Annotated in this window: 23 protein-coding genes and 1 other RNA gene; 5 read left to right on the top strand and 19 right to left on the bottom strand. The window is 65.4% G+C overall.

Annotated features, from left to right (window positions below):
• Positions 1-32: 32 nt before the first annotated feature.
• Positions 33-965, bottom strand: coding sequence for a M23 family metallopeptidase (locus IGX34_RS13380; protein ID WP_192556228.1), 933 nt, complete (start codon positions 963-965; stop codon positions 33-35).
• Between the two features lie 24 nt (positions 966-989).
• On the opposite strand from IGX34_RS13380, the gene IGX34_RS13375 reads away from it, so the two are divergent.
• Entirely contained in the window at positions 990-1,469 is a 480-nt protein-coding gene (locus tag IGX34_RS13375) for a DciA family protein (protein WP_192556227.1), read from the top strand.
• A gap of 204 nt (positions 1,470-1,673) precedes the next feature.
• Here IGX34_RS13375 and lpxC read toward each other — a convergent pair whose 3' ends face one another.
• From lpxC to rsmI, 17 genes are all read right to left on the bottom strand, one after another.
• Complete coding sequence (lpxC, locus tag IGX34_RS13370) at positions 1,674-2,588, bottom strand: UDP-3-O-acyl-N-acetylglucosamine deacetylase (protein WP_192556226.1); 915 nt, start codon at positions 2,586-2,588, stop codon at positions 1,674-1,676.
• A 473-nt stretch (positions 2,589-3,061) separates the two neighbouring features.
• Complete coding sequence (ftsZ, locus tag IGX34_RS13365; RefSeq protein WP_192556225.1) at positions 3,062-4,243, bottom strand: cell division protein FtsZ; 1,182 nt, start codon at positions 4,241-4,243, stop codon at positions 3,062-3,064.
• 114 nt (positions 4,244-4,357) lie between these two features.
• Positions 4,358-5,590, bottom strand: a complete 1,233-nt coding sequence (ftsA, locus tag IGX34_RS13360) for a cell division protein FtsA (protein ID WP_192556224.1) — start codon at positions 5,588-5,590, stop codon at positions 4,358-4,360.
• Entirely contained in the window at positions 5,587-6,333 is a 747-nt protein-coding gene (locus IGX34_RS13355; protein ID WP_192556223.1) for a cell division protein FtsQ/DivIB, read from the bottom strand. Before IGX34_RS13355 ends, ftsA begins: the two co-directional genes overlap by 4 nt.
• Positions 6,330-7,265, bottom strand: a complete 936-nt coding sequence (locus tag IGX34_RS13350) for a D-alanine--D-alanine ligase (protein WP_192556222.1) — start codon at positions 7,263-7,265, stop codon at positions 6,330-6,332. Before IGX34_RS13350 ends, IGX34_RS13355 begins: the two co-directional genes overlap by 4 nt.
• Positions 7,262-8,704, bottom strand: a complete 1,443-nt coding sequence (gene murC, locus IGX34_RS13345) for a UDP-N-acetylmuramate--L-alanine ligase (protein WP_192556221.1) — start codon at positions 8,702-8,704, stop codon at positions 7,262-7,264. The genes IGX34_RS13350 and murC overlap by 4 nt, the downstream gene beginning before the upstream one ends.
• Positions 8,701-9,774, bottom strand: a complete 1,074-nt coding sequence (gene murG, locus IGX34_RS13340; RefSeq protein WP_192556220.1) for an undecaprenyldiphospho-muramoylpentapeptide beta-N-acetylglucosaminyltransferase — start codon at positions 9,772-9,774, stop codon at positions 8,701-8,703. Before murG ends, murC begins: the two co-directional genes overlap by 4 nt.
• Complete coding sequence (gene ftsW / locus IGX34_RS13335; protein ID WP_192556219.1) at positions 9,771-11,009, bottom strand: putative lipid II flippase FtsW; 1,239 nt, start codon at positions 11,007-11,009, stop codon at positions 9,771-9,773. Before ftsW ends, murG begins: the two co-directional genes overlap by 4 nt.
• A 3-nt stretch (positions 11,010-11,012) precedes the next feature.
• The gene (gene mraY, locus IGX34_RS13330; protein WP_192556218.1) at positions 11,013-12,095 is read right to left on the bottom strand and encodes a phospho-N-acetylmuramoyl-pentapeptide-transferase; all 1,083 of its coding nucleotides are present in this window, start codon (positions 12,093-12,095) and stop codon (positions 11,013-11,015) included.
• Positions 12,085-13,452: a UDP-N-acetylmuramoyl-tripeptide--D-alanyl-D-alanine ligase gene (locus IGX34_RS13325; RefSeq protein ID WP_192556217.1), complete on the bottom strand. Its 1,368-nt coding sequence runs from the start codon at positions 13,450-13,452 to the stop codon at positions 12,085-12,087. Before IGX34_RS13325 ends, mraY begins: the two co-directional genes overlap by 11 nt.
• On the bottom strand, positions 13,449-14,924 hold the full coding sequence (locus tag IGX34_RS13320) for a UDP-N-acetylmuramoyl-L-alanyl-D-glutamate--2,6-diaminopimelate ligase (protein ID WP_192556216.1): 1,476 nt from the start codon (positions 14,922-14,924) through the stop codon (positions 13,449-13,451). The genes IGX34_RS13325 and IGX34_RS13320 overlap by 4 nt, the downstream gene beginning before the upstream one ends.
• A complete protein-coding gene (locus IGX34_RS13315; RefSeq protein WP_192556215.1) occupies positions 14,921-16,732 on the bottom strand; it encodes a peptidoglycan D,D-transpeptidase FtsI family protein in 1,812 nt (603 codons plus the stop codon). The genes IGX34_RS13320 and IGX34_RS13315 overlap by 4 nt, the downstream gene beginning before the upstream one ends.
• Complete coding sequence (ftsL, locus tag IGX34_RS13310; protein ID WP_192556214.1) at positions 16,729-17,004, bottom strand: cell division protein FtsL; 276 nt, start codon at positions 17,002-17,004, stop codon at positions 16,729-16,731. The genes IGX34_RS13315 and ftsL overlap by 4 nt, the downstream gene beginning before the upstream one ends.
• Positions 16,995-17,942, bottom strand: a complete 948-nt coding sequence (rsmH, locus tag IGX34_RS13305) for a 16S rRNA (cytosine(1402)-N(4))-methyltransferase RsmH (protein WP_192556213.1) — start codon at positions 17,940-17,942, stop codon at positions 16,995-16,997. Before rsmH ends, ftsL begins: the two co-directional genes overlap by 10 nt.
• A 49-nt stretch (positions 17,943-17,991) precedes the next feature.
• Positions 17,992-18,438, bottom strand: a complete 447-nt coding sequence (mraZ, locus tag IGX34_RS13300) for a division/cell wall cluster transcriptional repressor MraZ (RefSeq protein ID WP_192556212.1) — start codon at positions 18,436-18,438, stop codon at positions 17,992-17,994.
• Positions 18,439-18,750: 312 nt separating this feature from the next.
• An RNA gene (gene rnpB, locus IGX34_RS13295) (RNase P RNA component class A) lies at positions 18,751-19,113 on the bottom strand.
• 45 nt (positions 19,114-19,158) lie between these two features.
• Positions 19,159-19,998 carry a 16S rRNA (cytidine(1402)-2'-O)-methyltransferase gene (gene rsmI / locus IGX34_RS13290; protein ID WP_192556211.1) on the bottom strand — a complete coding sequence of 280 codons (840 nt, stop codon included), beginning with the start codon at positions 19,996-19,998 and terminating at the stop codon, positions 19,159-19,161.
• A gap of 86 nt (positions 19,999-20,084) precedes the next feature.
• Between rsmI and IGX34_RS13285 the strand changes: the two genes are divergently transcribed.
• The 4 genes from IGX34_RS13285 to IGX34_RS13270 are packed head-to-tail and all read left to right on the top strand — an operon-like array spanning position 20,085 to position 24,275.
• Positions 20,085-21,929, top strand: a complete 1,845-nt coding sequence (locus tag IGX34_RS13285; protein WP_192556210.1) for a penicillin-binding protein activator — start codon at positions 20,085-20,087, stop codon at positions 21,927-21,929.
• The gene (locus IGX34_RS13280) at positions 21,929-22,285 is read left to right on the top strand and encodes a YraN family protein (RefSeq protein WP_192556209.1); all 357 of its coding nucleotides are present in this window, start codon (positions 21,929-21,931) and stop codon (positions 22,283-22,285) included. The genes IGX34_RS13285 and IGX34_RS13280 overlap by 1 nt, the downstream gene beginning before the upstream one ends.
• Before the next feature lie 32 nt (positions 22,286-22,317).
• Complete coding sequence (locus IGX34_RS13275; protein ID WP_192556208.1) at positions 22,318-23,685, top strand: FAD-binding oxidoreductase; 1,368 nt, start codon at positions 22,318-22,320, stop codon at positions 23,683-23,685.
• Complete coding sequence (locus IGX34_RS13270) at positions 23,682-24,275, top strand: uracil-DNA glycosylase family protein (protein WP_338015471.1); 594 nt, start codon at positions 23,682-23,684, stop codon at positions 24,273-24,275. Before IGX34_RS13275 ends, IGX34_RS13270 begins: the two co-directional genes overlap by 4 nt.
• Positions 24,276-24,389: 114 nt before the next feature.
• Here IGX34_RS13270 and rhtC read toward each other — a convergent pair whose 3' ends face one another.
• Positions 24,390-25,019: a threonine export protein RhtC gene (gene rhtC / locus IGX34_RS13265; protein ID WP_192556207.1), complete on the bottom strand. Its 630-nt coding sequence runs from the start codon at positions 25,017-25,019 to the stop codon at positions 24,390-24,392.
• Positions 25,020-25,094: the final 75 nt, after the last annotated feature.

Raw genomic sequence — 25,094 nt, 5'->3', positions numbered from 1 at the left:
GCGGCGCTTTCAAGGGCGCCGCAGGGCCGCGCTCAGCGATGGTTTTTCACGTACGCCAGGGGATTGAGCACGCGGCCGTTGTACCAGACCTCAAAATGCACGTGCGAGCCGGTGGACCGCCCGGAGGACCCCGCTTCGGCGATCTCGTCGCCGACGCGCACATGCTCGCCCGGGTGCACCAGCAGCTTGCTGTTATGCGCGTAGCGGGTCATGTAGCCATTGCCATGGTCGATCTCGACCACGTTGCCGTAGCCATTGCGGACGCCGGCATAGGTGACCATGCCTTCGGCAACGGTATGCACCGCACTGCCGTAAGGCACCGCGATATCCAGGCCGGTATGGTGCGCGGACCTGCCGTCGAAGGGGTCGGCGCGCACGCCGAAATAAGAGGAAATGTAGCCGTCTGCCGGCATGCCCGTGGGCTTGAGATTGGAATCGATGCGGGCATTCATCAGCAGGCTCTGCATCGCACTGAGCTGCGCCTGCTGGGTATCGAACTGGGTGGCCAGCTGGTCGATGCTGGCATCGAGGGTCTGCGGCAAAGCATAAGCGCTGCTGCCGCTGGTGACTTCCACGCCGCCCACCGGCGGCGGCTGGTCGAAATTGAATTCGCCGCTGTCGAGCTTGCCGACCTGCACCAGGCGCTCGCCCAGCGCATTGATGCGGGTGGCCTGGGCCTGCAGCTGACCGAGCTTGATGGCCAGGGCATCGAGTTGCCGGTGGGCATCGTCGCGCAGGTCGCCGAGCTGCACATCCTGCTGCTTTACCTGCTTATGCAGTGCGTCGATCTCGGCCATCGCGCGGTCGCGCGGACTGACCACCGCCAGCGCCACGCCGGCGCCAAGACTGGCCAGCGCCAGCACCGCTGCAGCGCCGATACCCAGAACGCGCCAGCGCAGTCGCTGATTGGCGAGGTCCAGTGTTTTTGGAACCTTCCCTGCGCGTGAGACGAGTATGATTTGCATGTCATTACCAGTTGTAGTTACCCGATGCAGCGCGACGCCCCCGTCCCACCCCGCACCGGCCATGGACCGCAATCCATTACCGCCGTTGGTCCGGTCGCCGCACTGGCCAAAAAGGCCGGCAAGCTGGAAGCCTTGGACCGCGCACTGCGGCAGACGTTGCCGTTGCCACTACGTGAGCAGGTCAGGTTCGCCAACTTCCGCGACGACCGCCTGGTGTTTCTGGCTTCCTCGCCGGCCTGGGCATCGCGGCTGCGCCTGCAACAGGCGCAAATCCTCGCTGCCGCTCGCGCCATAGGCGCGAATGCCGGCTCAGTTACCGTGAAAGTGGCCCCCCTTCCTCCGCCGAATCCCCAGCCGGAGCAATCAAAACCGCTTTCAGCCGCAGCCGCACTTCATTTGAAGGCAGCCGCAAAATCGATACAGGATCCCGAATTGCGGGCCCTATTCCTGGAACTGGCGTCCGTCGCCGAACCTGCGGATTCCAACCCCGACGGAACGCCCTGAGCTGAAGCGTTCTTCCCGGCAGATGGGCCGACATCGGCCTACCCCTCGGGCGGGAAGTCGGATTTATACCACGCACCCCCCTGCCCAGGTCTCTAGGACCTGTCTCGGCATCGTGAAAGTGTGAACCCGGAAAGTGTGAACTGGATCACAAAACAAACAAGCCGGACCCAGAGGGCCCGGCTTGCGGGGTCAGAACCCGGGTTTTCAGATCGCCTGGGCGGGATGCGCGTAGGAGATCGGCGCGGTGGCCGGATCGTCCTGATAGCTCACTTCTTCCCAGGCGGAAACGTCGGCCATCAGCGCACGCAGCAGCTTGTTGTTCAACTCGTGCCCGGACTTGTGCGCGTAGTACGCGCCGATCAGGCTGTGGCCGAGCAGATAGAGATCGCCGATCGCGTCGAGGATCTTGTGCTTGACGAACTCGTCTTCGTAGCGAAGACCGTCTTCGTTGAGCACGCGGTAGTCGTCGAGCACCACGGCGTTGTCCATCGAACCGCCGAGCGCGAGGTTGTGTTCGCGCAGCATTTCGATGTCACGCATGAAACCGAAGGTACGTGCGCGGCTCACTTCCTTCACGAAGGAGGTGGTCGAGAAGTCGATCTCGGCGCGCGAGGTGCGCTTGGAGATGATCGGGTGGTTGAACTCGATCGAGAAACCAACCTTGAAGCCCTCAAACGGCTCAAAACTGGCCCATTTATCGCCTTCCTGCACTTTCACCGGCTTCTTGATGCGGATGAAGCGCTTGGCCACGGATTGCTCTTCGATGCCGGCAGATTGCAGCAGGAAGACAAACGGGCCGGCACTGCCGTCCATGATCGGCACTTCCGGCGCGGACAGATCGACATAAGCATTGTCGATGCCCAGGCCGGCCATGGCCGAGAGCAAGTGTTCCACCGTTGAAACACGAACGTCACCATTCACCAGCGTGGTGGACAGACGCGTGTCGCCGACACGATCCGGACGCGCATGAATATCGACGGGCGGATTGAGATCGGTGCGACGGAAAACAATGCCGGTGTTCGGTGCTGCCGGACGCAATGTCATGTAGACCTTGTCGCCGGTATGCAGCCCGACGCCGGTAGCACGGATGATGTTTTTAAGCGTACGCTGCTTGATCATTTATTGGGTACCTGTAAGGGGCAGCAGCCAATGCGAGCCAGGATGCTAACACAGTCTTAACCTGCGGAAAAATAGACCATACCGAACCGTCCGGTGAATCCTTCATTTTCCTTTCATCCACAAATGCAAGTCATTCGCATTGGGATGCTGCAAGTACCTTTAATAAATCAAGCACTTGCGATATGACACAGAGCCCCGCGCCGGGGACGGGAAGTTCCGGCAACGGGACTCTGGACCAGCTGAGGCGGCATCCACACCACACTAGCCAATCGTGCGCCATCCTTAGGCCGCACTGTCTATCGCATTCAAACGCACGAATACGACGTCAGCCGACATAGCGATGTCCCCTAGCCGCGTCCGGCCTTCTGGCGACGGCGAGGCAGCAGGCAGGGAGGATATCCTCGCTGCCCGGCACGGGGAACTATGACAAGTTAATACGTCGTTAGTTCATGACATTCACATTTCTTTACGCATTAATCTGCCTGGCGGCGCAAGAACGCGGGGATGTCGAGATAGTCGAAGCTCGGATCGGCGCTCTTGGCCTGGCTGTCACCGCCACGCGGATTGCTGGCCACGATCTCCGGCTGGGCGTAATCGACCACCTCGTTGCCGGTACCGGTGCGCAGCACCATCGGACGCGGCCGCTGGCGCATTTCCACCTGCTGGGTCACTACCGGGCGGACCGGCTGGCGCGAGGTGGCGCGGTTCAGGCCGGTGGCCACCACGGTCACGCGCACGTCGTCCTGCATTTCCGGATCCAGCGAGGTACCGATCACCACCGTGGCGTCTTCGCTGGCGAAGTCGTGGATGATGCGGCCGATTTCGTCGAACTCGCGCATGGTGAGGTTCGGACCGGCGGTCACGTTGACCAGGATGCCGCAGGCGCCATTGAGGTTGACGTCTTCCAGCAGCGGGTTGTTGATCGCCGCCTCGGCCGCGGCCTGGGCGCGGTCGTCGCCGCGGGCGGTACCGGTGCCCATCATCGACAGGCCCATTTCGCTCATCACGGTACGCACGTCGGCAAAGTCGACGTTGATCAGGCCCGGGCTGGTGATCAGGTCGGCAATGCCCTGCACCGCACCCTGCAGCACGTCATTGGCCGCCTTGAAGGCGTTCAGCAGCGTGACTTCGCGACCGAGCACCGACAGCAGCTTTTCGTTCGGTACGGTGATCAGCGAGTCCACGTGCTGGGACAGGTCTTCGATGCCCTTGAGGGCGACCTGCATACGGCGGCGACCTTCGAACGGGAACGGCTTGGTCACCACCGCCACCGTCAGGATGCCCTTCTCTTTGGCCAGCTGCGCAACCACCGGAGCCGCACCGGTGCCGGTGCCGCCGCCCATGCCGCAGGTAATGAACACCATGTCCGCGCCTTCGAGCATTTCTTCGATGCGCTCGCGATCTTCCAGCGCGGCCTGGCGGCCCACTTCCGGATTGGCGCCCGCGCCCAGGCCCTTGGTGACATTGGCGCCCAGTTGCAGGTGCATGCGACCGCCGCAACCCTTCATGGCCTGCGAGTCGGTGTTGGCGACGATGAATTCGACGCCTTCGATGTTGGAGTTGAGCATGTGCGCCACGGCATTGCCGCCGCCGCCGCCCACGCCGATGACTTTGATCACCGCATTCGGTGCGAGTTTTTCGACCAGTTCAAACATTTCCCGTCCTCCGTAGAGCTTTCGTTGTCGTTGTAACCGCGGCACCGCTCCTGCAATGCCTTGGTGGCGAGCGAACCTCCATTCGCCCATGCCGCGCGTCCTGCGCGGCCAAAACTAGAAATTCTTGGTAACCCAGCTGCGCAGCTTGTCGACCAGGCCGCCGACGCTGCCGCCGGTAGTGCCGCTTACGCGCATGCCGCCCGAACGCGCGCCATGCAGCAGCAGGCCTACGCCGGTGGAATGCAGCGGATTAGCGATCACCTCACCGAAACCGTTCACGTGCTGCGGCACGCCGATGCGCACCATCTTGTGGAAGATCTCTTCGGCCAGCTCCAGCGCACCTTCCATGCGCGAGGCGCCACCGGTCAGCACCACCCCGGCCGCGACCAGGCTGTCGTAGCCGGAGCGGCGCAGCTCGTCCTGCACCATCTCGAAGATTTCCTCGTAGCGCGCCTGCACGCTCTGCGCGAGCGACTGGCGCGCCAGCCGGCGCGGCGGACGATCGCCCACGCTCGGCACCTGGATGGTCTCCTCCGCGTGCGCCAGCTGTGCCAGCGCACAGGCGTACTTGATCTTGATTTCCTCGGCATGCGCCGTGGGCGTGTGCACGCCATAGGCGATGTCGTTGGTCACCTGATCGCCGCCGACCGGCAGCGACTTGGTGTAGCGGATCGCACCCTGCGTGTAGATTGCGATGTCGGTGGTACCGGCACCGATATCGACCAGGCATACGCCCAGCTCGCGCTCGTCATCGGTCAGCACCGACTTGGCGCTGGCCACTGCCGAAGGCACCAGTTCATCCACCGACAGGCCGCAGCGCTGGATGCATTTGCTGATGTTCTGCACCGCCGCCGCCGCACCCGTCACCAGATGCACGGACGCTTCCAGGCGTACGCCGCTCATGCCTACCGGCGAGCGGATACCGTCCTGGCCGTCGATGCGGTACTCCTGCGACTCCTTGTAGAGCACCTTGCGATCGGCCGGAATCGCCACTGCGCTGGCAGCCTCCAGCACCTGGTCCAGATCGCCCGGTGCCACTTCGCGGTCGCGGATCGCAGCGGTACCGTGCGAATTGCGCGTTTCCAGGTGGCTGCCGGAAATGGAGGCATACACCGAACGGATATCGCAGCCGGCCATCAGCTCGGCTTCCTCCACCGCGCGCTGGATCGAATGCACGGTGGATTCGATGTCCACTACCGAGCCGCGCTTCATGCCGCGCGACACATGCGAGCCGATGCCGATGACTTCGATCGGTTCGCCCGGCTCGTACTCGCCCACGATCGCCACCACTTTGGAGGTGCCGATGTCGAGGCCGACAACTAGTTGTTTTTCGTTTTTGGCTTTCATGTGCGGGGCGTGCCTCCGGCTGTCGGAGCGGTCGGGGCGGCCGGCGCTTGCGGCCATTTCACGGCAAAACCGTTGGTGTAGCGGAGATCGGCGTAGACAAAACCCTGCTCGTGGCCGGCGGTCACCTGCGGATAGACATCGAGGAAGCGGCGCAGGCGGCGGCCGGCCTGGCTGCGATCGCCAATCACGATCTGCGCGCCGGTATCGGTCGCCACGCTCCAGCTGCCGCGATCGGTCAGCGTCACGCCGGTGATCTTCAGATGCGTGCCGGTGAAGGCTTTCTGCGCATCGGCAAAAAAACTCACTACTTCGGCGAGATGATCGTCGGGGCCGTGCAGGTCCGGCAGCTGCGTGTAATCCGCAGCGTCGGGCACGCTGAATACCTTGCCTTCCTGGCTGATCAACTGCGTATTGTTCCAGCGTGCAAACGGCTGGCGCTCGTAGACGCGCAACAGCAAGGTATCGGGCCAGCGCTTGCTCGCTTCCACCGATTCCACCCACGGCAGCGCAGCCACGGCCTTCTGCACGTTGTCCAGATTCAAAGCGAAGAAGCCCTTGCCCAGGCGCGGCCGTACGGCGGCACGGATCTGCTCCGCGCTCACGTGCTTGAACTCGGCCTGCATCGTCAGCTGGGTCACCGGCCAGCGGTCGGCGGCGAACCAGCCGCAGAGCACGCCGACGATCGGCATCACCACCAGGGCGATGGCCAGGCACCATGCGACGAGGCGGATGCTTCCCCTCATGCATCCTCCCTGAAACTGGTTTCGAGCACGCGCCAGCACAGTTCCTGGTAATCGATACCGGCAACCGCCGCGGCCTTGGGCACCAGCGAGTGCGAGGTCATGCCCGGTGCGGTATTCACTTCCAGCAGCCAGTCGCGGCCCTGGCGATCGCGCATCACGTCGACGCGGCCCCAGCCGGAGCAGCCCAGCGCATCGAACGCTTCCAGCGACAGGCCGCGCAGCGCCGCTTCCGCATCGCCTTCCAGGCCCGGGCAGATATAGCGTGTGTCTTCAGCGATGTACTTGGCGTTGTAGTCGTAGAACGCCCCCTTGGGCACGATGTGGATGCTGGGCAGCACCTGGCGGCCGAGGATGCCGACGGTGAGTTCGTCGCCCTCGATCAGGGTTTCCATCAACAGGTCGCCCGGATACTTCTGCGCCAGCGCCACGGCGGCATCCAGATCCTTTTCTTCGAACACGCGCGTGATGCCGACGCTGGAACCTTCGCAGGCCGGCTTCACGATCAGCGGGAAGCCGATCTGCCGGGCGGCCGCATGCACGTCCGCGCCGCGCGGCAGCGCCACGAATTTCGGCGTCGGCAAACCCAGCGACTGCCACACGCGCTTGGAACGCGTCTTGTCCATCGACAGCGCAGAACCGAGCACGCCCGAGCCGGTGTACGGCACGTGCAAAGACTCCAGCGCACCCTGCAGCACACCGTCCTCGCCGCCGCCATGCTGGCCGTGCAGGATGTTGAACACGCGGGCGAAATGACCCGCACGCAGCGCATCGAGCAAGGCCGGGATGCCGTCGATCGCATGCGCATCGACGCCGCGCGCCTTGAGCGCGGCCAGCACATTGCGGCCGGAGTCGAGCGATACCTCGCGCTCGGCCGAACTGCCGCCCATCACCACGGCGACGCGACCAAATTGTGCGGGGTCCTGGATCTTCATGTTTCGCTCGTCCTCAAATGGCCCACCTGGGCCAGCTCCACCGCCGCCGCGCCGATATCGCCGGCACCAAGCAGCAGCAACAGATCGCCGTCGCGCAGCAGCGCCGGCAGGGTGTCCTTCAATTCGCGCGGATGGCCGACCAGCACCGGATCGACCTTGCCGCGCGCACGCACTGCGCGCGCCAGCGCACGGCCATCGGCACCGGCAATCGGCGCTTCGCCGGCCGGATACACCTCGGTCAGCACCAGCACATCGGCCTCGGCCAGCACCTTGGCGAAATCGTCGAGCAGGTCGCGCGTGCGGCTGTAGCGGTGCGGCTGGAAGCCGACCACCAGCCGGCGCTCCGGCCAACCGCCGCGTGCTGCGGCAAACACCGCCGCCAGTTCGCGCGGATGATGGCCGTAGTCATCGACCAGCATCACCTTGCCTTGATCCAGCGCAATCTCGCCACGGCGATGGAAGCGGCGGCCCACGCCCTGGAAGTGCGCCAAGGCGTGCGCGATCGCATCGGCTTCAACACCCAGCTGCCAGCCGATCGACGCAGCCGCCAGCGCATTCAGCACGTTGTGCCGGCCGGGCAGATTGAGCGTTACCGGAATGGGATTGCTCAAACCAGGCAGCAGCAGATCGAAATGCATTTCGAAGCCGCGCTGCTCCACATGGATCGCGCGCACGTCGGCATGCGTGGCGTCAATACCGTAGGTCATCACGCGGCGCGTGGTGAGCTCGGCCAGCTCGGCCACTTCCGGATCGTCCACACACAGCACGGCCAGGCCGTAGAACGGCAGACGATGCAGGAAATCGTTGAACGCCTTGCGCACCAGCGCAAAATCGCCCTGGTAATTCTCCAGGTGATCGGCGTCGATATTGGTGACCACCGCAATCACCGGCGACAACAGCAGGAACGAGCCATCCGACTCATCCGCCTCGGCGACCAGATATTGCCCGGTACCCAGCCGCGCATTGGCGCCGGCCGCGTTGAGCTGGCCGCCGATCACGAAGGTGGGGTCGTAATTGGCTTCCGCCAGCACGCTTGCCACCAGGCTGGTGGTGGTGGTCTTGCCGTGCGTGCCGGCCACGGCGACGCCGCGGCGGAAGCGCATCAGCTCGCCAAGCATCTCGGCGCGCGGAATCACCGGAATGCGCGCCTCGCGTGCAGCGACCAGTTCCGGATTGTCGGCCTTGATCGCGCTGGAGGTAACGACCACGTCCGCATCGCCGATATGCGCGGCGGTGTGACCGATGCGCACATCAATACCCAGCTCGCGCAGGCGCAAGGCGGTGGGCGATTCGCTGCGGTCCGAACCGGACACAGCATAGCCGAGGTTATGCAGCACTTCGGCAATGCCGCTCATGCCGACGCCGCCGATGCCGATGAAGTGCACACGGCGGAAGGTGCTCATCAAATCTTCGTGAGCGAGCAGGCGACGCGGCGTCATGCAACCACCTCCAGGCAGGCACGCGCGATATCCGCCGCGGCATCCGGCTTGGCCAAAGTGCGTGCGGCTTCCGCCATCGCCAGCAACTTGCTGCGGTCGCTCAGCAGCGCAGTCAGGTGCTGCGCCAAATCCTTTGTCTTCAAATCACGTTCCTGGATCAATTCAGCTGCACCGGCTGCGACCAGCGCCTCGGCGTTGCGGGTCTGGTGGTCGTCCACCGCGTGCGGAAACGGCACCAGCACCGCGCCCAGGCCGCTTGCGGTCAGTTCCGCCAGGGTCAGTGCGCCGGCGCGGCATACCGCCAGGTCAGCCCATGCATAAGTGCCGGCCATGTCTTCGATAAACGGCACGATGCGCGCTTCGACGCCGGCATCGGCGTAGGCCTTGCGCGCTTCGTCGATGCCGCGGTTGCCGCACTGGTGCAGCACATCGGGCCGCTGTTCGGCCGGCATCTCGGCCAGAGCCTGCGGAATGGACAGGTTCAATGCGCGTGCGCCAAGACTGCCGCCCAGCACCAGCAAGTGCGGCTTGCCCTGGTGTGCCGCCATGCGCTGAGCCGGCGCCGGCAAGGAAGCAATCGCGCCGCGCACGGGATTGCCGACCCACTGCGCGTTCGGCAACGCGTCGGCAAAGCCGGCCATCACACGTGCGGCATGCGCGGCGAGCTTGCGATTGGTGAATCCGGCCACGCGATTCTGCTCGTGCACCAGCAAGGGACGATGCAGCAGGCGCGCGGCCAGGCCGCCCGGGCCGGCGACATAGCCACCCATCGACAACACGCTGCGCGGCTTCAGGCGGCGCAATACCGCCAGTGACGACAGCAGCGCGCGCAACAGCATCCACGGCGCGAGCAGCCGCTGTTTCAGCCCTTTGCCGCGCAGACCGCTCACTGCCACCGTATGCAGTTCGATCCCATGCGCAGGCACGACCTTGGTTTCCATGCCGCCGGCCGCGCCCAGCCATACCACCGGCACACCTTGCGCACGCAGCGTTTCCGCCACCGCCAGGCCGGGGAAGATGTGACCGCCGGTACCGCCGGCCATGATCAGCACGGGTGCCTGTGCGCTCATGCCGCCACCGCCTCGCGCTCGCGCGCGGTGGCCGGATTGGCATCGGGCACAGCCGCCGCCGGTACGCGCGTCGCCATCTGGCGCGCATCGATGGCGCGATAGATTTCGAAGGTGGCGCGCAACAGCACGCCGGCCATCGCGCAGGTCAGCACGATGGACGAGCCGCCGTAGCTGATCAGCGGCAAGGTCAGGCCCTTGGTCGGCAGCGCGCCGAGGTTCACGCCGATCGACACCATCGTCTGCAGGCCGAGCATCAGCGAGATGCCGAAGGCGATGTAGCCGGCAAAGCGCTGGCCAATTTCCACGCCCTTCAAGCCCACGTGCAGGCCGCGCCATACGGTCAGCGCGAACAAACCCATTACGGCCAGAATGCCGAACAAGCCCAGTTCCTCGCCGATCACCGCGAAGATGAAGTCGGTATGCGCCTCGGGCAGGTAGGACAGCTTCAGCACGCTCGATCCCAGCCCCACGCCCATCCATTCGCCACGGCCGATCGCCATCAGCGACTGCGTGAGCTGGAAGCCGTCGTCGAACGGATGCGCCCATGGATTCATAAACGAGGTAAGGCGCTTCATGCGATAGCTTTCGCTGGTCGCCGCGATCGCCAGTAGCGGCATCAATGGCAAGCCCATCAGGAACAGGAAGATCGGCCGCGAACCGCCCAGCCACACCATGGCGATGGTCACCGCGATGATCAGCGTGGCCGAACCGAAGTCCGGCTGCGCCAGCAGCAGCAGCACGATCACGCCCGACACGCCCAGCGGCTTGATCAGGCCGAGGAAGCGCGTTTCGATGCTTTCGCGATGGCGCACCAGATAGCTGGCCAGATACACCACCAGGATCAGCTTCACCGCTTCCACCGGCTGGAACGAGGTGACGATCAGGTTGAGCCAGCGCCGCGCGCCGTTGAGCTTCATGCCCAGGTGCGGCACGAACACCGCCAGCAGCATGATGAAGGCCACCAGCATCAGGAAGAAGGCGTGCTTCTCGATCACCTTCAGCTCAGTGCGCATCGCCACGCCGGCCGCGACCACGCCCAGCGCAAGGAACAGCAAGTGGCGCTTGAGGTAGTAGAACTGCCCCATGTGCGAACTGTCGGCCACGGCGATGGAGCTGGATGCCACCATCACGACACCCACGCAGGCAAGACCGACCAGGGCCACCAGCAGCGGCAAGTCGAACTTGCCGCGCGGGCCCTGCCGGCGCTTTGCCTGGGTTGTGTCGAAGCCGAACATTTCTCAGCGCACCTTCAAGGTAGCCAGACCAATCAACACCAGCACTACGCTGATGATCCAGAACCGCACGATCACCCGAGGCTCGGGCCAGCCTTTCAATTCGAAGTGGTGATGGATCGGCGCCATGCGGAAAATGCGCTTGCCGGTCATCTTGAAGCTGGCTACCTGCAGCATCACCGACACCGTTTCCATCACGAACACGCCGCCCATGATCAGCAGCACGATTTCCTGCCGCACGATCACCGCGATCGCCGCCAGCGCGGCGCCGATCGCCAGCGCGCCCACGTCACCCATGAATACCTGCGCGGGATAGGTGTTGAACCACAGGAAGCCCAGGCCCGCGCCGGACATCGCGCCGCAGAACACTGCCAGTTCGCCCGCGCCCGGAATCGCCGGAATGCCGAGGTATTCGGAGAACACCTTGTTGCCGGCCAGATACGCGAATACGCCGAGCGCGCCCGAGACCAGCACGGTCGGCATGATCGCCAGGCCATCCAGGCCGTCGGTGAGATTCACCGCGTTGGAGAAACCCACGATCATGAAATAGGTGATCACGATGAAGAACACGCCCAGCGGGATCTCCACGTGTTTGAACAGCGGCACGAACAGCGCCGTTTCGGCCGGATTGACCGCGGTGTGGTAGAGGAACCATGCCGCCGCCAGACCGAACACCGACTGCCAGAAATACTTCCAGCGCGAGGCCAGCCCGCGGCTGTCCTTCAGCACCAGCTTGCGGTAATCGTCGTAGAAGCCGATCGCGCCAAAGCACACCATCACCGCCAGCACCAGCCAGACATAGCGGTTGTCCAGGTCGGCCCACAGCAAGGTGGCGACCGCTACCGACAGCAGGATCATCACCCCGCCCATGGTCGGCGTGCCGGCCTTGGACAGATGCGTCTGCGGACCGTCCTTGCGCACCACCTGCCCCGCCTTCAGCGCGGCAAGCTTGCGGATCAGGGCCGGCCCGCACAGCAGCGACATCGCCATCGAGGTCAGCGCCGCCATGATGGTGCGGAAGGTGATGTATTGAAAAAGATGCAGGGCGGTGAAATGCCGAGCCATCCAGTCCGCCAGTTCAAGCAGCATGGGGCGCGCCCTCCTTCGACTGTCCGCTCTTGAGCGCAGTCACGACGTGTTCCATGCCTGCCGAATGCGAGCCTTTGACCAGGCAGGTAACGCCGGCCTGCAGTTGCGCATGCAGTGCATCGATCAGCGACGCCTTGTCGGCAAAATGCCGGGCGCCGGCCCCGAACGCTTCCACCGCAGCGGCGCTCAACGGCCCCACCGCGAACAATTTCTGGATACCGCGCTCGCGCGCGTGGCGCCCGACACCGGCGTGCAGCGCGCGTGCATCGGCGCCCAGTTCCGCCATGTCGCCGATCACCAGCCAGCGTTCGCCATCGGCCAGCGCGAGCGTGTCGATCGCGGCATGCATGGAGCTGGGGTTGGCGTTGTAGCTGTCGTCGATCAGGGTCCAGCCATCCGGCATGGCGATGCGCTTGAGGCGCCCTTCCACCGCCGTGGCTTGCTCCAGCCCTTCGACGATGGTGTCCAGCGGCACATCCAGCGCCAGCGCAATCGCACTCGCCGCCAGCGCATTGGCAATGTTGTGGCGGCCGGGCAGCGGCAGCTGCACATCGGCATCGCCGTGCGGCGTGCTCAACACGAAGTGCGAGCCGTCTACGCGCTGCTCGAGGATGTCCGCGCCGATATCCGCCTTGTGATCCAGGCCGAAGCGCAGCAGCTTGCGGCCGCCGGCCAGGCCGGCAAAGAAGCTGGCGAACGCATCGTCGGCATTGATGATGGCCACGCCGTCGGCCGGCAGCGCGCGATAAACCGCGCCCTTGGTTTCGGCGACCATTTCCACGGTACCCATCCGCTCAAGATGCGCGGGCGCGATGAGATTGACGAGGCCGATATCTGGCCGTGCGATGGCGGCGAGATAGTCAATGTCGCCCGGTTTGCCGGCGCCCATTTCCAGCACCGCGTATTCGGTGTCTTCGGGCATCCACAGCAAGGTCAGCGGCAGACCGATCTCGTTGTTGAAACTGCCGGCATTGAAGTGGGTGCGGCCGTGGCGCGACAGAATCGACGCGGTGAGCGTCTTCACCGTGGTCTTGCCGTTGGAACCGGTAATGCCGATCACGCGGGCATTGCGCTGAGCGCGCACCGCGCTGGCCAGGTCGCCCAGTGCCAGTTCCACGTTATCGACCTGCACCTGCGGCAGATCGCTGTCGACGCGGCGCTCGACCAGCGCCGCCGCGGCGCCGCGCGCTTTCGCATCGGCAAGATAATCGTGGCCGTCGACGCGCTCGCCCTTGAAGGCGGCAAACAGGTCGCCCGGCTTGATCTTGCGCGAGTCGATCTGCACGGTGGCAATGTCGGTATCGCTGCCGAGCAAATGGCCGTGTGTCCACATCGCGATGGCACTGAGCCGCATCATGCGTGTCCCTCCAGAATGGCTTGTGCTACCGCCATATCGTCAAACGCACGCTTGCCGCCCGCGCCCTCCTGATAGGTTTCGTGGCCTTTGCCTGCAATCAATATGACGTCGCCCGCCTGCGCCAGCTGCAGCGCAGTGCGGATCGCCACGGCGCGGTCGCGCTGCGCAGTGGCTGCCTGAGGTCGCTGCATGCCGGCCAGAATCTGCGCCACGATCGCGTCGCCGTCTTCGCCGCGCGGGTTGTCGTCGGTGACGATGACCACGTCGGCCAGCCGCTCCGCAATGTCACCCATCTGCGGACGCTTGCCCGGATCGCGCTCGCCGCCGCAGCCGAACACGCAGATCAGGCGCGCGGCGCAGTGCGCGCGCAAAGCGTTCAAGGCCTGCTCCAGCGCATCCGGCGTATGGGCGTAATCGACCACCACCAGCGGCAGTCCGTGCAGGCCGCCCAGGCGATTCATGCGGCCGTTGATCGGCTCCAGCGATTCGACCACATCGGCGATGCGCTCGAACGATTCGCCCAATGCGCCGACGCAACCCACCACCGTCAACAGGTTCGCCACATTGAAGCGCCCCAGCAGGCGGCTGCGAATCGGGCGCTCGCCCCACGGCGTGCGCAGCGCGAACAGCACGCCTTCGGCCGAGGTGACGATGTCGTCGGCGACGATATCGGCATGCTTATCGCCGCTGCTGCTGAGCGTGAGCTTGCGTACGCCCGGCGCCAGCTTGCCGGCCAGCTCGCTGCCAAAGGCGTCGTCGGTGTTGATCACCGCGGCGTCCAGCGTCGGCCACGCGAATAGCTTGGCCTTGGCCGCGCCATAGGCCTGCATGCTGCCGTGATAATCCAGATGGTCGCGGGTGAGGTTGGTAAACGCGGCCACGTCGAAATCCATCGCCGCCACCCGGCCCTGCTCCAGCGCGTGCGAGGACACTTCCATCGCCACGTGCGTGGCGCCGTCGCGGCGAAACTCGGCCATCAACCGCTGCACTGCAATCGCATCCGGCGTCGTGCGCTCGCCTTCGCGCAGCTGGCCATGCAGGCCGGCGCCGAGCGTGCCGATGGTGGCGGCGCGATGACCCAGCTTTTCCAGCGCCTGCGCCAGCAGCTGCACGGTGGAGGTCTTGCCGTTGGTGCCGGTTACGCCGATCACCCGCATTGCCTCGGACGGACGACCAAAAAAGCGCGATGCAATTTCACCCACAAAGCTGTGCAGGCTGTCGATCCACAGCACCGGCACGCCGAGGTCGTCGAGCACCCGCGACGGCGCTTCGGCCAGCACTACGCTGGCGCCACGCTGCACCGCGCCGCTGACGAATTCGATGCCATGCCCACGCGTGCCGTGCAGCGCGAAGAATGCATCCCCACTGCGTACCTGGCGCGAATCCAGCGCAAGTCCGGAAACGACAATCGGCCCGATGGCCGAGGTCTCCGCGATACCTTGCAGCAGATGGTCGAGACGCTGGGTGTTCATGGCTCGACTACCTCCTGGGAGGAAGCGTCGTCCTTGTTGTTCTGGGTTGGCGCGGCACCGGCCAGGCCGCCGCCGGACTGCATCGGGCCGCCGACATACCAGCGGCCGATATTGTCGGGCGGTACATCCAGCAGGCGCAGCGCACCGTCCATCACGCGCTGGAACACCGGCGCGGAAACGGCGCCGCCGAAATAGCCGTTTTTGGGATTGTTGATCACCACCACCGCCACCAGCCGCGGATCGGTGGCGGGCACGATGCCGGCGAACAGCGAGTTGTAGTTGTTCTTGGCGTAGCCGCCGGCCGCGGCAAGATGCGCGGTACCGGTCTTGCCAGCCACGCTGTAGTTCGCGATCTGCGCGCGCGTGGCGGTGCCACCCGGCGCGGTGACGGTCTCCAGCATGGTCACCAGCTCGCGCGCAATCTGCGCCGAGACGATCTGCTTGCCGGGGTTGTCGCCATCCTTGATGAAGGTGGGCGGATGCATCACGCCGTCGTCGGCCAGGGTGGCGTAGGCGGTGGCCAGCTGCAGCGGCGTGACGTTCATGCCGTAGCCGAACGCCATCGTCGCCTTTTCCAGCGGACGCCAGGTCTTGCCCACCTTGAGGAAACCGGACGATTCGCCCGGGAAGCCGCTGCCGGTGCTTTCGCCGAAGCCGAACGCCTTGTAGGCGTCGTATACATATTGTGTGTCCAGCGACAGCGAGATCTTCGCCGCGCCGATGTTGGACGACTTGGTCAGCACGCCGGTGGGCGTGAGCATGCCGTTCGGATCGTCGTCGCGGATATCGTGGCCATAGAACATCCAATGGCCATTGCCGGTGTCGACCATCGGCGACGTCGGCGTGTACTTGCCGCTGGACAAGCCGGCCGCGAGCGTAAACGGCTTCATGGTCGAGCCCGGCTCGACCACGTCGGTCAATGCGCGATTGCGGCGTGCCCCACCGTTCGACCCGGTCACCGCATTCGGGTTGTAGGTCGGCAGGCTGACCATCGCCAGGATCTCGCCGGTGCGCACGTCGAGAATCACCATCTCGCCCGAATCGGCGTTGACGTCGTCCAGCTGCTTCTTCAGTTCGCTATAGGCCAGGAACTGGATGCGGCGGTCGATGCTGAGCGTGAGGTTCTGGCCCGGCTGCGGCGCACGCACCTGCTCCACGTCTTCCACCACGTGGCCCATGCGGTCGCGGATCACCCGCTTGGCGCCCTGCTTGCCCGACAGCCAGCTGTCGAACGCCAGCTCCAGCCCTTCCTGGCCGTGGTCGTCGATATTGGTGAAGCCCAGCACATGCGCGGTGACTTCGCCGGACGGGTAGTAGCGCTTGTATTCGCGCTGGCCGTTGACGCCGGGCACGCCCAGCGCCAGCACGCCTTGCGCCATGTCGGGACTCATCTGCCGGCGCAGATAGGCGAATTCGCGATCCGAGCGCTGCTCCAGATACGACTTCAGATCGTCCGGCGTGGTGCCCAGCGCCTGCGCAAGCGCAGGAATGCGGTCGGCGTTTTCCAGCACTTCCGACGGCACCGCGGTGATCGACACCATCGGCGTGGACACTGCCAGCGGCTCTCCATTGCGATCGAAAATGGTGCCGCGCGATACCGCAATCGGCACCACGCGCAGGAAGCGCGCATCGCCCTGGTCCTGGTAGAACTGCTTGCGCACCACCTGCAGATCGAACGCGCGCGCCATCAGGCCGGCCGAGGCCAGGCCGAGGATGCCCAGCACCAGCACCATGCGCCGGCGCGTGCTGAGCGTCGCGCCCTGGCGGCGGGCTGCCGGCTTGGCGATGGGGCGCTGATGGCGGTTCATGGCTGCCGCACCAGTTGCACATCCTGCGGACGCGGCGACAGCATGCCGAGCTTGGTCCGCGCTTCATCGTCGATGCGGCGCGGCTCGGCCCAGGTGGCCTGTTCCAGTTCGAGCTGGCCGTATTCGATATTCAGGGCGTCGCGCTGCGCCTGCAGCTGGGTCAGCTGCACAAACAGCGAACGGCTCTGGTGGCGCGTCCACACTACTGCGATCGCGCTCGCCATCACGGCCAGCAGCAGTATCAACAGAGAGAGCACGCCGATCACGCGCATGGCTGCCCTCCCTGCGGCAATTTTTCCGCCACGCGCAGCACCGCCGAACGGGCGCGCGGATTGGCAGCCTGCTCGGCGTCGGAGGGAAATTGCGCCTTGCCCACGGCAGCCAGGCGCGCCGGCGCCGCCACTACCGGCGGACCGCGGCGGCTGCCCTGCACGCGGCCGGAGTGGTCGCGGATAAACAACTTCACGGCGCGATCTTCCAGCGAGTGGAAGCTGATCACCGACAGGCGCCCGCCCACATTGAGCCGCGACATTGCCGCATCGAGACCGCGCTGCAGCGCATCCAGCTCGCCGTTCACGCGAATGCGCAAGGCCTGGAAGCTGCGCGTGGCCGGATGCTTGCCCGGTTCGCGGCGGCCCACTACGCGTTCGATCAGCGCGGCCAGTTCGCCGGTGCGGGCGATCGGTGTTTCGCCGCGGCGCTCGACGATGGCGCGCGCAATTTTGCGGCTGAAGCGTTCTTCGCCGAACACCCACAGCACCTCGGCGATCTCGCGTTCTTCGGCACGGGCGAGGAAATCGGCGGCGCTTTCGCCCTGGGTCGGATCCATGCGCATGTCGAGCGGCGCATCTGCCATAAAGCTGAAACCGCGCGCAGCTTCATCCAGCTGCGGCGAGGACACGCCCAGATCCAGCAGCACGCCGTCGAGACCCGCCGCGGTTTCTTCCCATTCGGCCAGGGTGGAGAAATTGGCATGGCGGATCGACACGCGCGGATCGCCGGCGAATTCCTGTTGGGCGGTGGCAATCGCCTGCGGATCGCGATCCATCAGCAGCAGGCGGCCATCAGGGCCCAGGCGCGACAACACGGCGCGAGCGTGACCGCCGCGACCAAAGGTGCCATCGAGATAACGCCCGCCCGCTCGCACGGCGAGACCCTCCACCGCTTCATTCAGCATCACCGGGATGTGCCGCAAAAGTTGCTCGGCCATGCCGCACTCCCGCTCTTGTTCGAATTCTTCCCGCGGTGACCGTCACCGGTCAGAGCCGCAGGTCCGTCATGTCGTCGCTGATCTCGTCTTCGCCGATGGTCTGGCGGATCTTGGCCAGGTGGGCCTGTTCGCTCCACAGCTCGAACTTGTTGCCCATGCCCAGCAGAACCGCCTTTTTCTCGATCCCGGCCGCCGCACGCTGGCTGGCCGGCAACAGCACGCGCCCCGCACTGTCCGGCTCGACCAACGCGGCCGCACCGACCAGCTTCATTTGCAAGGCGCGATGTACCGCCTTGACGTTCGGCAGCGCGTTCACCTGATCGCGCACCCGCTCCCATTCGGCGTGCGGGAACAGCCAGAGGCAGCCCGACTCGAACGGGTTGTAGGTGATCACCAGCCGATTGGCGCAGGCCTCCGTCACCAGCTCCCGATACGCAGTCGGAATAGCCAGCCGGCCCTTGTCATCCACAGTGATGGCGGTTTCGCCCTGGAACACGACCCAATGAACCCCACGAAATTCCACGATTTCACACAGGGACCCACGATAGTCTCGCCCCCTGAGACTGTCAAGAAATTTTTGCTTGTGAATCAAAGAGAAAGGCGAGACTCTGGCAGAAATTCCAGCAGTTTCTAGGAAGCGCGCAGAGGTGCTTGATCGCTGGGGATTTTTTGCTCAGAAAGGCACTCCCCAGCTAAGCATGCCAAGGCCGCGCCGGCAGCCTCGCATGAACAGCTGTTCAAACAGGGCGCCGGGGCGGCGATCGGACTGATCCGAGGCCGACACCCGGCGATGCCTGGCAGAAGAGAGAGGCGGAGCCGGCCTGTAAGCCGGGTTCTGTACGCCTTGCGGCGCGACAGTCATTCATCTCGGCCAGGCGTCACCGCCTGGCTCCAGCAACCTACCCGGGAACAACGCGGGCCGCGTTATCGTTCCCCTATTCGGTCTTGCTCCGGGTGGGGTTTACCGTGCCACGCGACGTTGTCCCCGCGTGCGGTGCGCTCTTACCGCACCGTTTCACCCTTACCTGTGCCCTTGCGGGCCATCGGCGGTTTGCTTTCTGTTGCACTGGCCGTCAGCTCGCGCTGCCCAGGCGTTACCTGGCACCCTGCCCTATGGAGCCCGGACTTTCCTCGATGCGCTTGCGCGCGACGCGACTGTCCGGCCGACTCCGCACGCCATTATAGCCGGCTTGCGCGCCCCAACAGCGCATGCACGTCAACCTTCGCCTTTATCGCCATACAGCAGCTTGCGTGGCGCGCCGCTGATCGCGGCGGCGAGCTTGGCCGCTTTTGCGGGCGGCAGTTCTTCGCGCAGGATGGCGAACACGCGCTGCCCTTCGGCCAATTTGGCGTCGGCTTCTTCGCCGCGCCCGGCGACCAGGATCACGCATTCGCCGCGCTGCTGATTCGGATCTGCGGCCACCCGCGCCGCCAGTTGCTGCAGCGGTTCGCCCAGCACGGTTTCGAACATCTTGGTGAGTTCGCGCGCCAGCACCGCTTCGCGTTCGGCGCCGAATACATCGCGCATATCGGCCAGGCTCTCGGCCACGCGATGCGAGGACTCGTAAAAGATCACGGTACGCGGATCGCCGGCAAGCTCTTCCAGACGGCTGCGCCGCGCCGCCGATTTCGGCGGCAGAAAACCTTCGAACACGAAACGATCGCTGGGCAGCCCGGCCACCGAAAGCGCGGCGATGGCCGCGCAGGCGCCAGGCACCGGCACACAGCGAATGCCCGCTTCGCGCGCCGCACGCACCAGCCGAAAACCGGGATCGCTGATCAGCGGCGTGCCGGCATCGGAAATCAATGCCACCGATTCACCCTGCTGCAGACGGCGCACGATGGCTGCCACCGCTTCGCGTTCATTGTGCTCATGCAGCGCGATCAAGGGCGTGGCGATGTTGTGCTGGATCAGCATCGGGCGGCTGTGCCGCGTATCTTCCGCCGCAATCACAGTGACGCTGCGCAAGGTTTCGATGGCACGTGCAGAGATATCGTCGCGATGCCCTATCGGCGTCGCCACCACCCATAGGCAGCCGGCCTGATCTGAAGTCATGGTGGAGTCCTGTATGCGGCGTCGCAACGATACGATCGGCTATGATCGCCCAATTGCCCCCCAGTTCGCTAAGAATGAGGAAGTTCATGCGCCTTGGTCGTCTTGCCCTGTCAGGACTGCTGGTTTCGCTGGTGCTGAGCGGCTGCGTGCCGTCAGTCGTGCCACGCTCCCCGGCCGAAATCGCCGCCGCGCAGAACGCCGACAACCTGGCCAAGCAGGGCCAGTTCGACCGGGCCGCGCAGGCTTATCTGGCCCTGGCCGCGCAAACCCCGGGCAGCGCCGATCATTACAACCTGCTGGCGGCCGAAGCGTACCGGCAGGAAAACGCGATGGATCGTGCCGCGCCGATCGTGGCCGGCATCCAGCGCAGGGAACTGAGCGATGACGAACCGGCGCGCCTGGACCTGCTGCGTGCCGAGATCGCGCTGCGCCAACGCGATCCCGCCACGGCACTGCGCCTGACCACGCAGCACGACATGGACGTACCGCCCAGTCTGCAGCCGCGCCTGCTCACGCTGCGCGCCGATGCGCAGGCCGAGAATGGCGACCTGTGGAGCGCCGCGCGCACGCGCATCAGCATGGACGGCCTGCTGCAAGGCGCCGACCGTTCGCAAAACCGCGACCAGGCGGTGGCCTTGCTGGCCAAGCTGGGCGCCGATCCGCTCAAGCAGCGCGCCGCCGCCATGCAGCCGGACGATCCGATGCTGCCGTGGATCAATGAAGCACTGGGCCGGCTCGGCGTCGCCGTGGCGCAGCTGCAACCCAACCTCACTCAGGCTGTCGGCACCCTGGTGCCCGGCAGCGGCGCCAGCGTGCGCGAGGGCTACAAGATGCCGGTGCAAGTCGCGCTGCTGCTGCCCAACAGCGACGGACTGATGGCCGCGGCCGCGGCGATACGCGAAGGTTTCTTTGCGGCCTACTACCAGGACAGCGACACCCACGCACCGCGCGCCGCGGTGCGCGTCTACGACAGCGGCGGCAATGCGGCCAGCGCGATCAAGGCCTATAACCAGGCGGTCAGCGACGGCGCGAAGTTGGTGGTCGGGCCGCTGACGCGCAGCGAAGTGATGGGCGTGCTCGGCCAATCCGCGCTGCCGGTGCCGGTGCTTGCACTCAATCATTCGGATGGCAAGAACGTGCCGCCCGGCACCGCCAGCGAATTTGCGCTGATGCCGGAAGACGAAGGCGCGCAAGCCGCCGACCATATGGCCGAGCGCGGCATTCACAGCGCTTACGTGGTGATTTCCAGCGACGATTTCGCCAAGCGCGCGTCCGCGTCATTCAAGGCCGAATTCGCCGCCAAGGGCGGCCAGATCGTAGGCAATTCGCAGATCGCGGCCAGCAATGTGAATTATGGCGACGCCATCAGCGCATTGAATGCCGGCAGCGCCGGCACCGATGCCGGCATCTTCATCAGCATGCGTCCCGAGCAGGCGCGGCTGTTGTTGCCGCAGCTGCGCGTAGCGCGCATCACGCTACCGGTATTCGCTACTTCGCATGTCTATGGCGGCAGCGACAACCCCACCGCGGATCGCGATCTGGAAGGCGTGGAATTCTGCGATGCGCCCTGGCTGTTCGACGCGCAGACCGGCCTGCCCAGCTATCAGGATGTCGCCACCCAATTGCCGGCCGCGCGCGCCGGCACCGCGCAGCTGTTCGCGTTCGGCATGGATGCATGGAATTTGGTGCCCTACCTCGACTGGCTGCGCAGCCATCCCGGCAGCTATCTGCCCGGCGCCAGCGGCCAGCTCGCCGCCGATACGTTTGGACGCATCAATCGCGTGCTCGCCTGGCTGAAGTTCCAGGACGGCGTGGCGCGCCCGATCAACGGCAGCCTGCAAATGGACAACGCGCCGGGCGGCCCCGCGCCGGCTGGCAGTGCGCCCGCACCGGCCAGCAGCGCACCTGCCCCGGCACCGGCCAACGGCTGATGCGCGCGGCGGGCGCCGCGTTCGAGCAGCGTGCCTGCGCTGAACTCGAACGCGCCGGATTGAAGCTGCTCGCGCGCAACTACAGCACGCGCTACGGCGAGCTGGATCTGGTGATGCGGCACGGCGATACCGTGGTGTTTGTGGAAGTGCGCCACCGCGTGCGCGGCGGTTTCGGCGATGCAGTCGCGTCGATCACCCGCAGCAAACAGAGCCGGCTGGTGCAGACCGCGCAGCTATGGCTGGCCGCTCATCCGCAGCATGCGCAGCGCCCCTGCCGTTTCGACGTGGTCAGCTACGACGGCCCCGTCGGCGACGCACAGATGAACTGGCTGCAGGGCGCCTTCGACGCCGCCTGACGAAGCATCCGCCGCGGTGGGATACTGCGCGGATGACCCTGCCTGCCGCCCTGCTCGAGACCTTGCACACCAGCTTTGGTGCCGACGTTTCCACTGCCGAAGCCGAACGCCTCGCCTACGCCTACGACAATTCGCGTCGCAACGCGCTGCCGGATGCGGTGGTATTCGCCCGCGAGCACGCGCAGATCGAAACGCTGGTGCAGGCCTGCCGCAGCCATCGCATACCGGTGATCGCCCGCGGCCGCGGCACCAATACCACCGGCGCCACGGTGCCGGTCGACGGCGGCGTGGTGGTGAGCTTCGAGCGCATGAACCGCATTCTGCGCATCGATCCGGACAACCGGTTCGCGATCGTCGAACCTGGCGTATTGAATGGCGATCTGCAACGCGCCTTGGCCCCACACGGCTTCTTCTGGCCGCCCGATCCCACCTCGTCGCCCTGGTGCAGCATCGGCGGCAATCTGGCCTGCAATTCAGCCGGACCGCGCACCGTGAAATACGGCAGTCCGCGCGAAAACACGCTCGGCCTGCGCGCCGTTGCCGGCACCGGCGAGGGCTTTCGCTGCGGCACCTATACCAGCAAGGGCGCCACCGGCTACGACCTTACCCGCCTGTTGATCGGATCCGAAGGCACGCTCGCGCTGATCACCGAAGCCACCCTCAAACTGACGCCAAAACCCACCGGCCTGCGCACCTTGCGTGCGATGTATCGCGATGTGAACAGCGCTGCGCACGCCGTGGCGCGCATCATGGCGCAGCCGGTGACGCCATGCGCGCTGGAATTTATCGACGATGTCGCGCTGAAGCTCGCCCACGATCACGGCGGCGACAGCGTGCCGCTGGCGGGTGCGATGCTGATGATCGAAGTCGACGGCGAACCGGACACCTTGCCCTCGGCGGTGGAAGCTGTCGCACGCGCCGCTCGCGGCGATGGACTGGAAGAACTGCGCGTCGCGGAGACCACCGAGGAAACGCAGGCGCTATGGTCTGCACGCAAGGCGCTTTCGCCGGCGCAACGCACTATCTCGCCGAACAAGATCAACGAAGACGTCGTCGTGCCGGTCAGCCATTTGCCCGAACTGGTAGCCGGCATCCGCGCGTTGTCGCGCAAGCACGACGTACTGATCGTCACCTTCGGCCACGCCGGCAACGGCAACTTGCATGTCAACTTGTTGCCACGCGATGAGGCCGAACGCGAGCGCGCGCATGCTTGCCTGGCCGAAGTATTCGCGCTGGTGATTTCCTTGCAGGGCACGCTGTCGGGCGAACACGGCATCGGTCTGGTCAAACGCGAATTCATGCCGCTGGCGCTGGCGCCGAGCACGCTGACGCTGATGCGCAACGTCAAGGCGGCGTTCGATCCCGATGGCATCCTCAATCCGGGCAAATTGCTGCCGTGAGCCCCAACGCACTGACCTCGCTGTTGGCGGAAATCCGCGCCTGCCGGCTGTGTGCCGCGCAGCTGGCCGCAGGACCGCGGCCGGTGCTGCAGGCCAGCGCTTCGTCGCGTCTGCTGATCGTGAGCCAGGCCCCCGGGCGCAAAGTGCACGCCAGCGGCATTCCCTTTGACGATGTCAGCGGCGATCGCCTGCGCGGCTGGCTGGGCATCGATCGCGACACCTTTTACGACGCGCAACGCATTGCCATTGTGCCAATGGGCTTTTGTTTTCCCGGTACCGGCAAAGGCGGCGACCTGCCGCCGCGACCCGAATGCGCGCCGGCCTGGCATCCGCGCCTGCTGCCGCTGCTCAAGCACGTGCAGCTGACGCTGGCGATCGGGCAATACGCGCAGGCCGGCATGCTCGGCGCGCGCGGCGGCAAGACGCTTACCGATACGGTATTGGCGTGGCGCACTCATCTGGCGCAAGGCGTGTTGCCGCTGCCGCATCCGAGTCCGCGCAACCAGTTGTGGGTGAAGCGCAATCCGTGGTTTGAGGCGGAACTGGTGCCGGTATTGCGGCGCGAAGTGCAGAAGGTGCTGCGGACGTAGGTTGGGTTAGCGCAGCGTAACCCAACGATGTCGCTTCGAAGATAGATCGTTGGGTTACGCTACGCTAACCCAACCTACCCCAAGCTGCGTGGGGCTGCGTGGTGCGGGAAATGCTTACGCTGCGCGCGACGAATAAATCAGATGCAGGCCGAACAGCATGAACACCGCACCGGCGCAGCCATCGATCCAGCGGCTGATGCGCAGATAGCCGCGGCGCATCACCGGCAAGGCAAAGCAGCCGGCGACGAACGAGAACCACAAAAAGGTCTCCGCCACCACCATCGCCCACAGTCCCCAGCGCGCACCGGCGCTGACGCCGGTGCCGACAAAAGCGGAAAAGATGCTGCCGAAATAGATCACCACTTTCGGATTGGCCAGATTGGTGAACAGCCCATTGCGCATCGAGCGCCAGGCGCCGACGAATACCTGCACTGGCTCCGCCACCTGGTCCGGCTTCGGCTTGGCCAGCGCACCGCGCAGCATCTTCACGCCCATCCAGCACAGATACAGGCCGCCGGCGATCGCAATCAGGTGCTGCACCCAGACCAGCTTCTGCAGCAGCAGCTGCAGCCCCAGCAGCGCCAGCGCCGCCCACATCGCCACGCCCAGGGTGATGCCGGCCACGCCGGCCATGGCCTCGTGGCGGGAGCGGCTTACCGCCGTCTGCGAGACAAAGAAGAAGTCCGGCCCCGGCGTCATCAGGGCGATGATCTGCACGATCGCAATGGTGATGAACAGGCTCATGGACGGGCTCCGGGGAACAGGCGTGCAGTGTAGCCGCGGCCGCGGTCCGCGGCACACGCTTACGTCGCACCGCGC

It is taken from the genome of Dyella acidiphila, assembly GCF_014863405.1.
GTDB lineage: Bacteria > Pseudomonadota > Gammaproteobacteria > Xanthomonadales > Rhodanobacteraceae > Dyella_B > Dyella_B acidiphila.
This window is presented reverse-complemented; position numbering and strand designations above follow the sequence as displayed.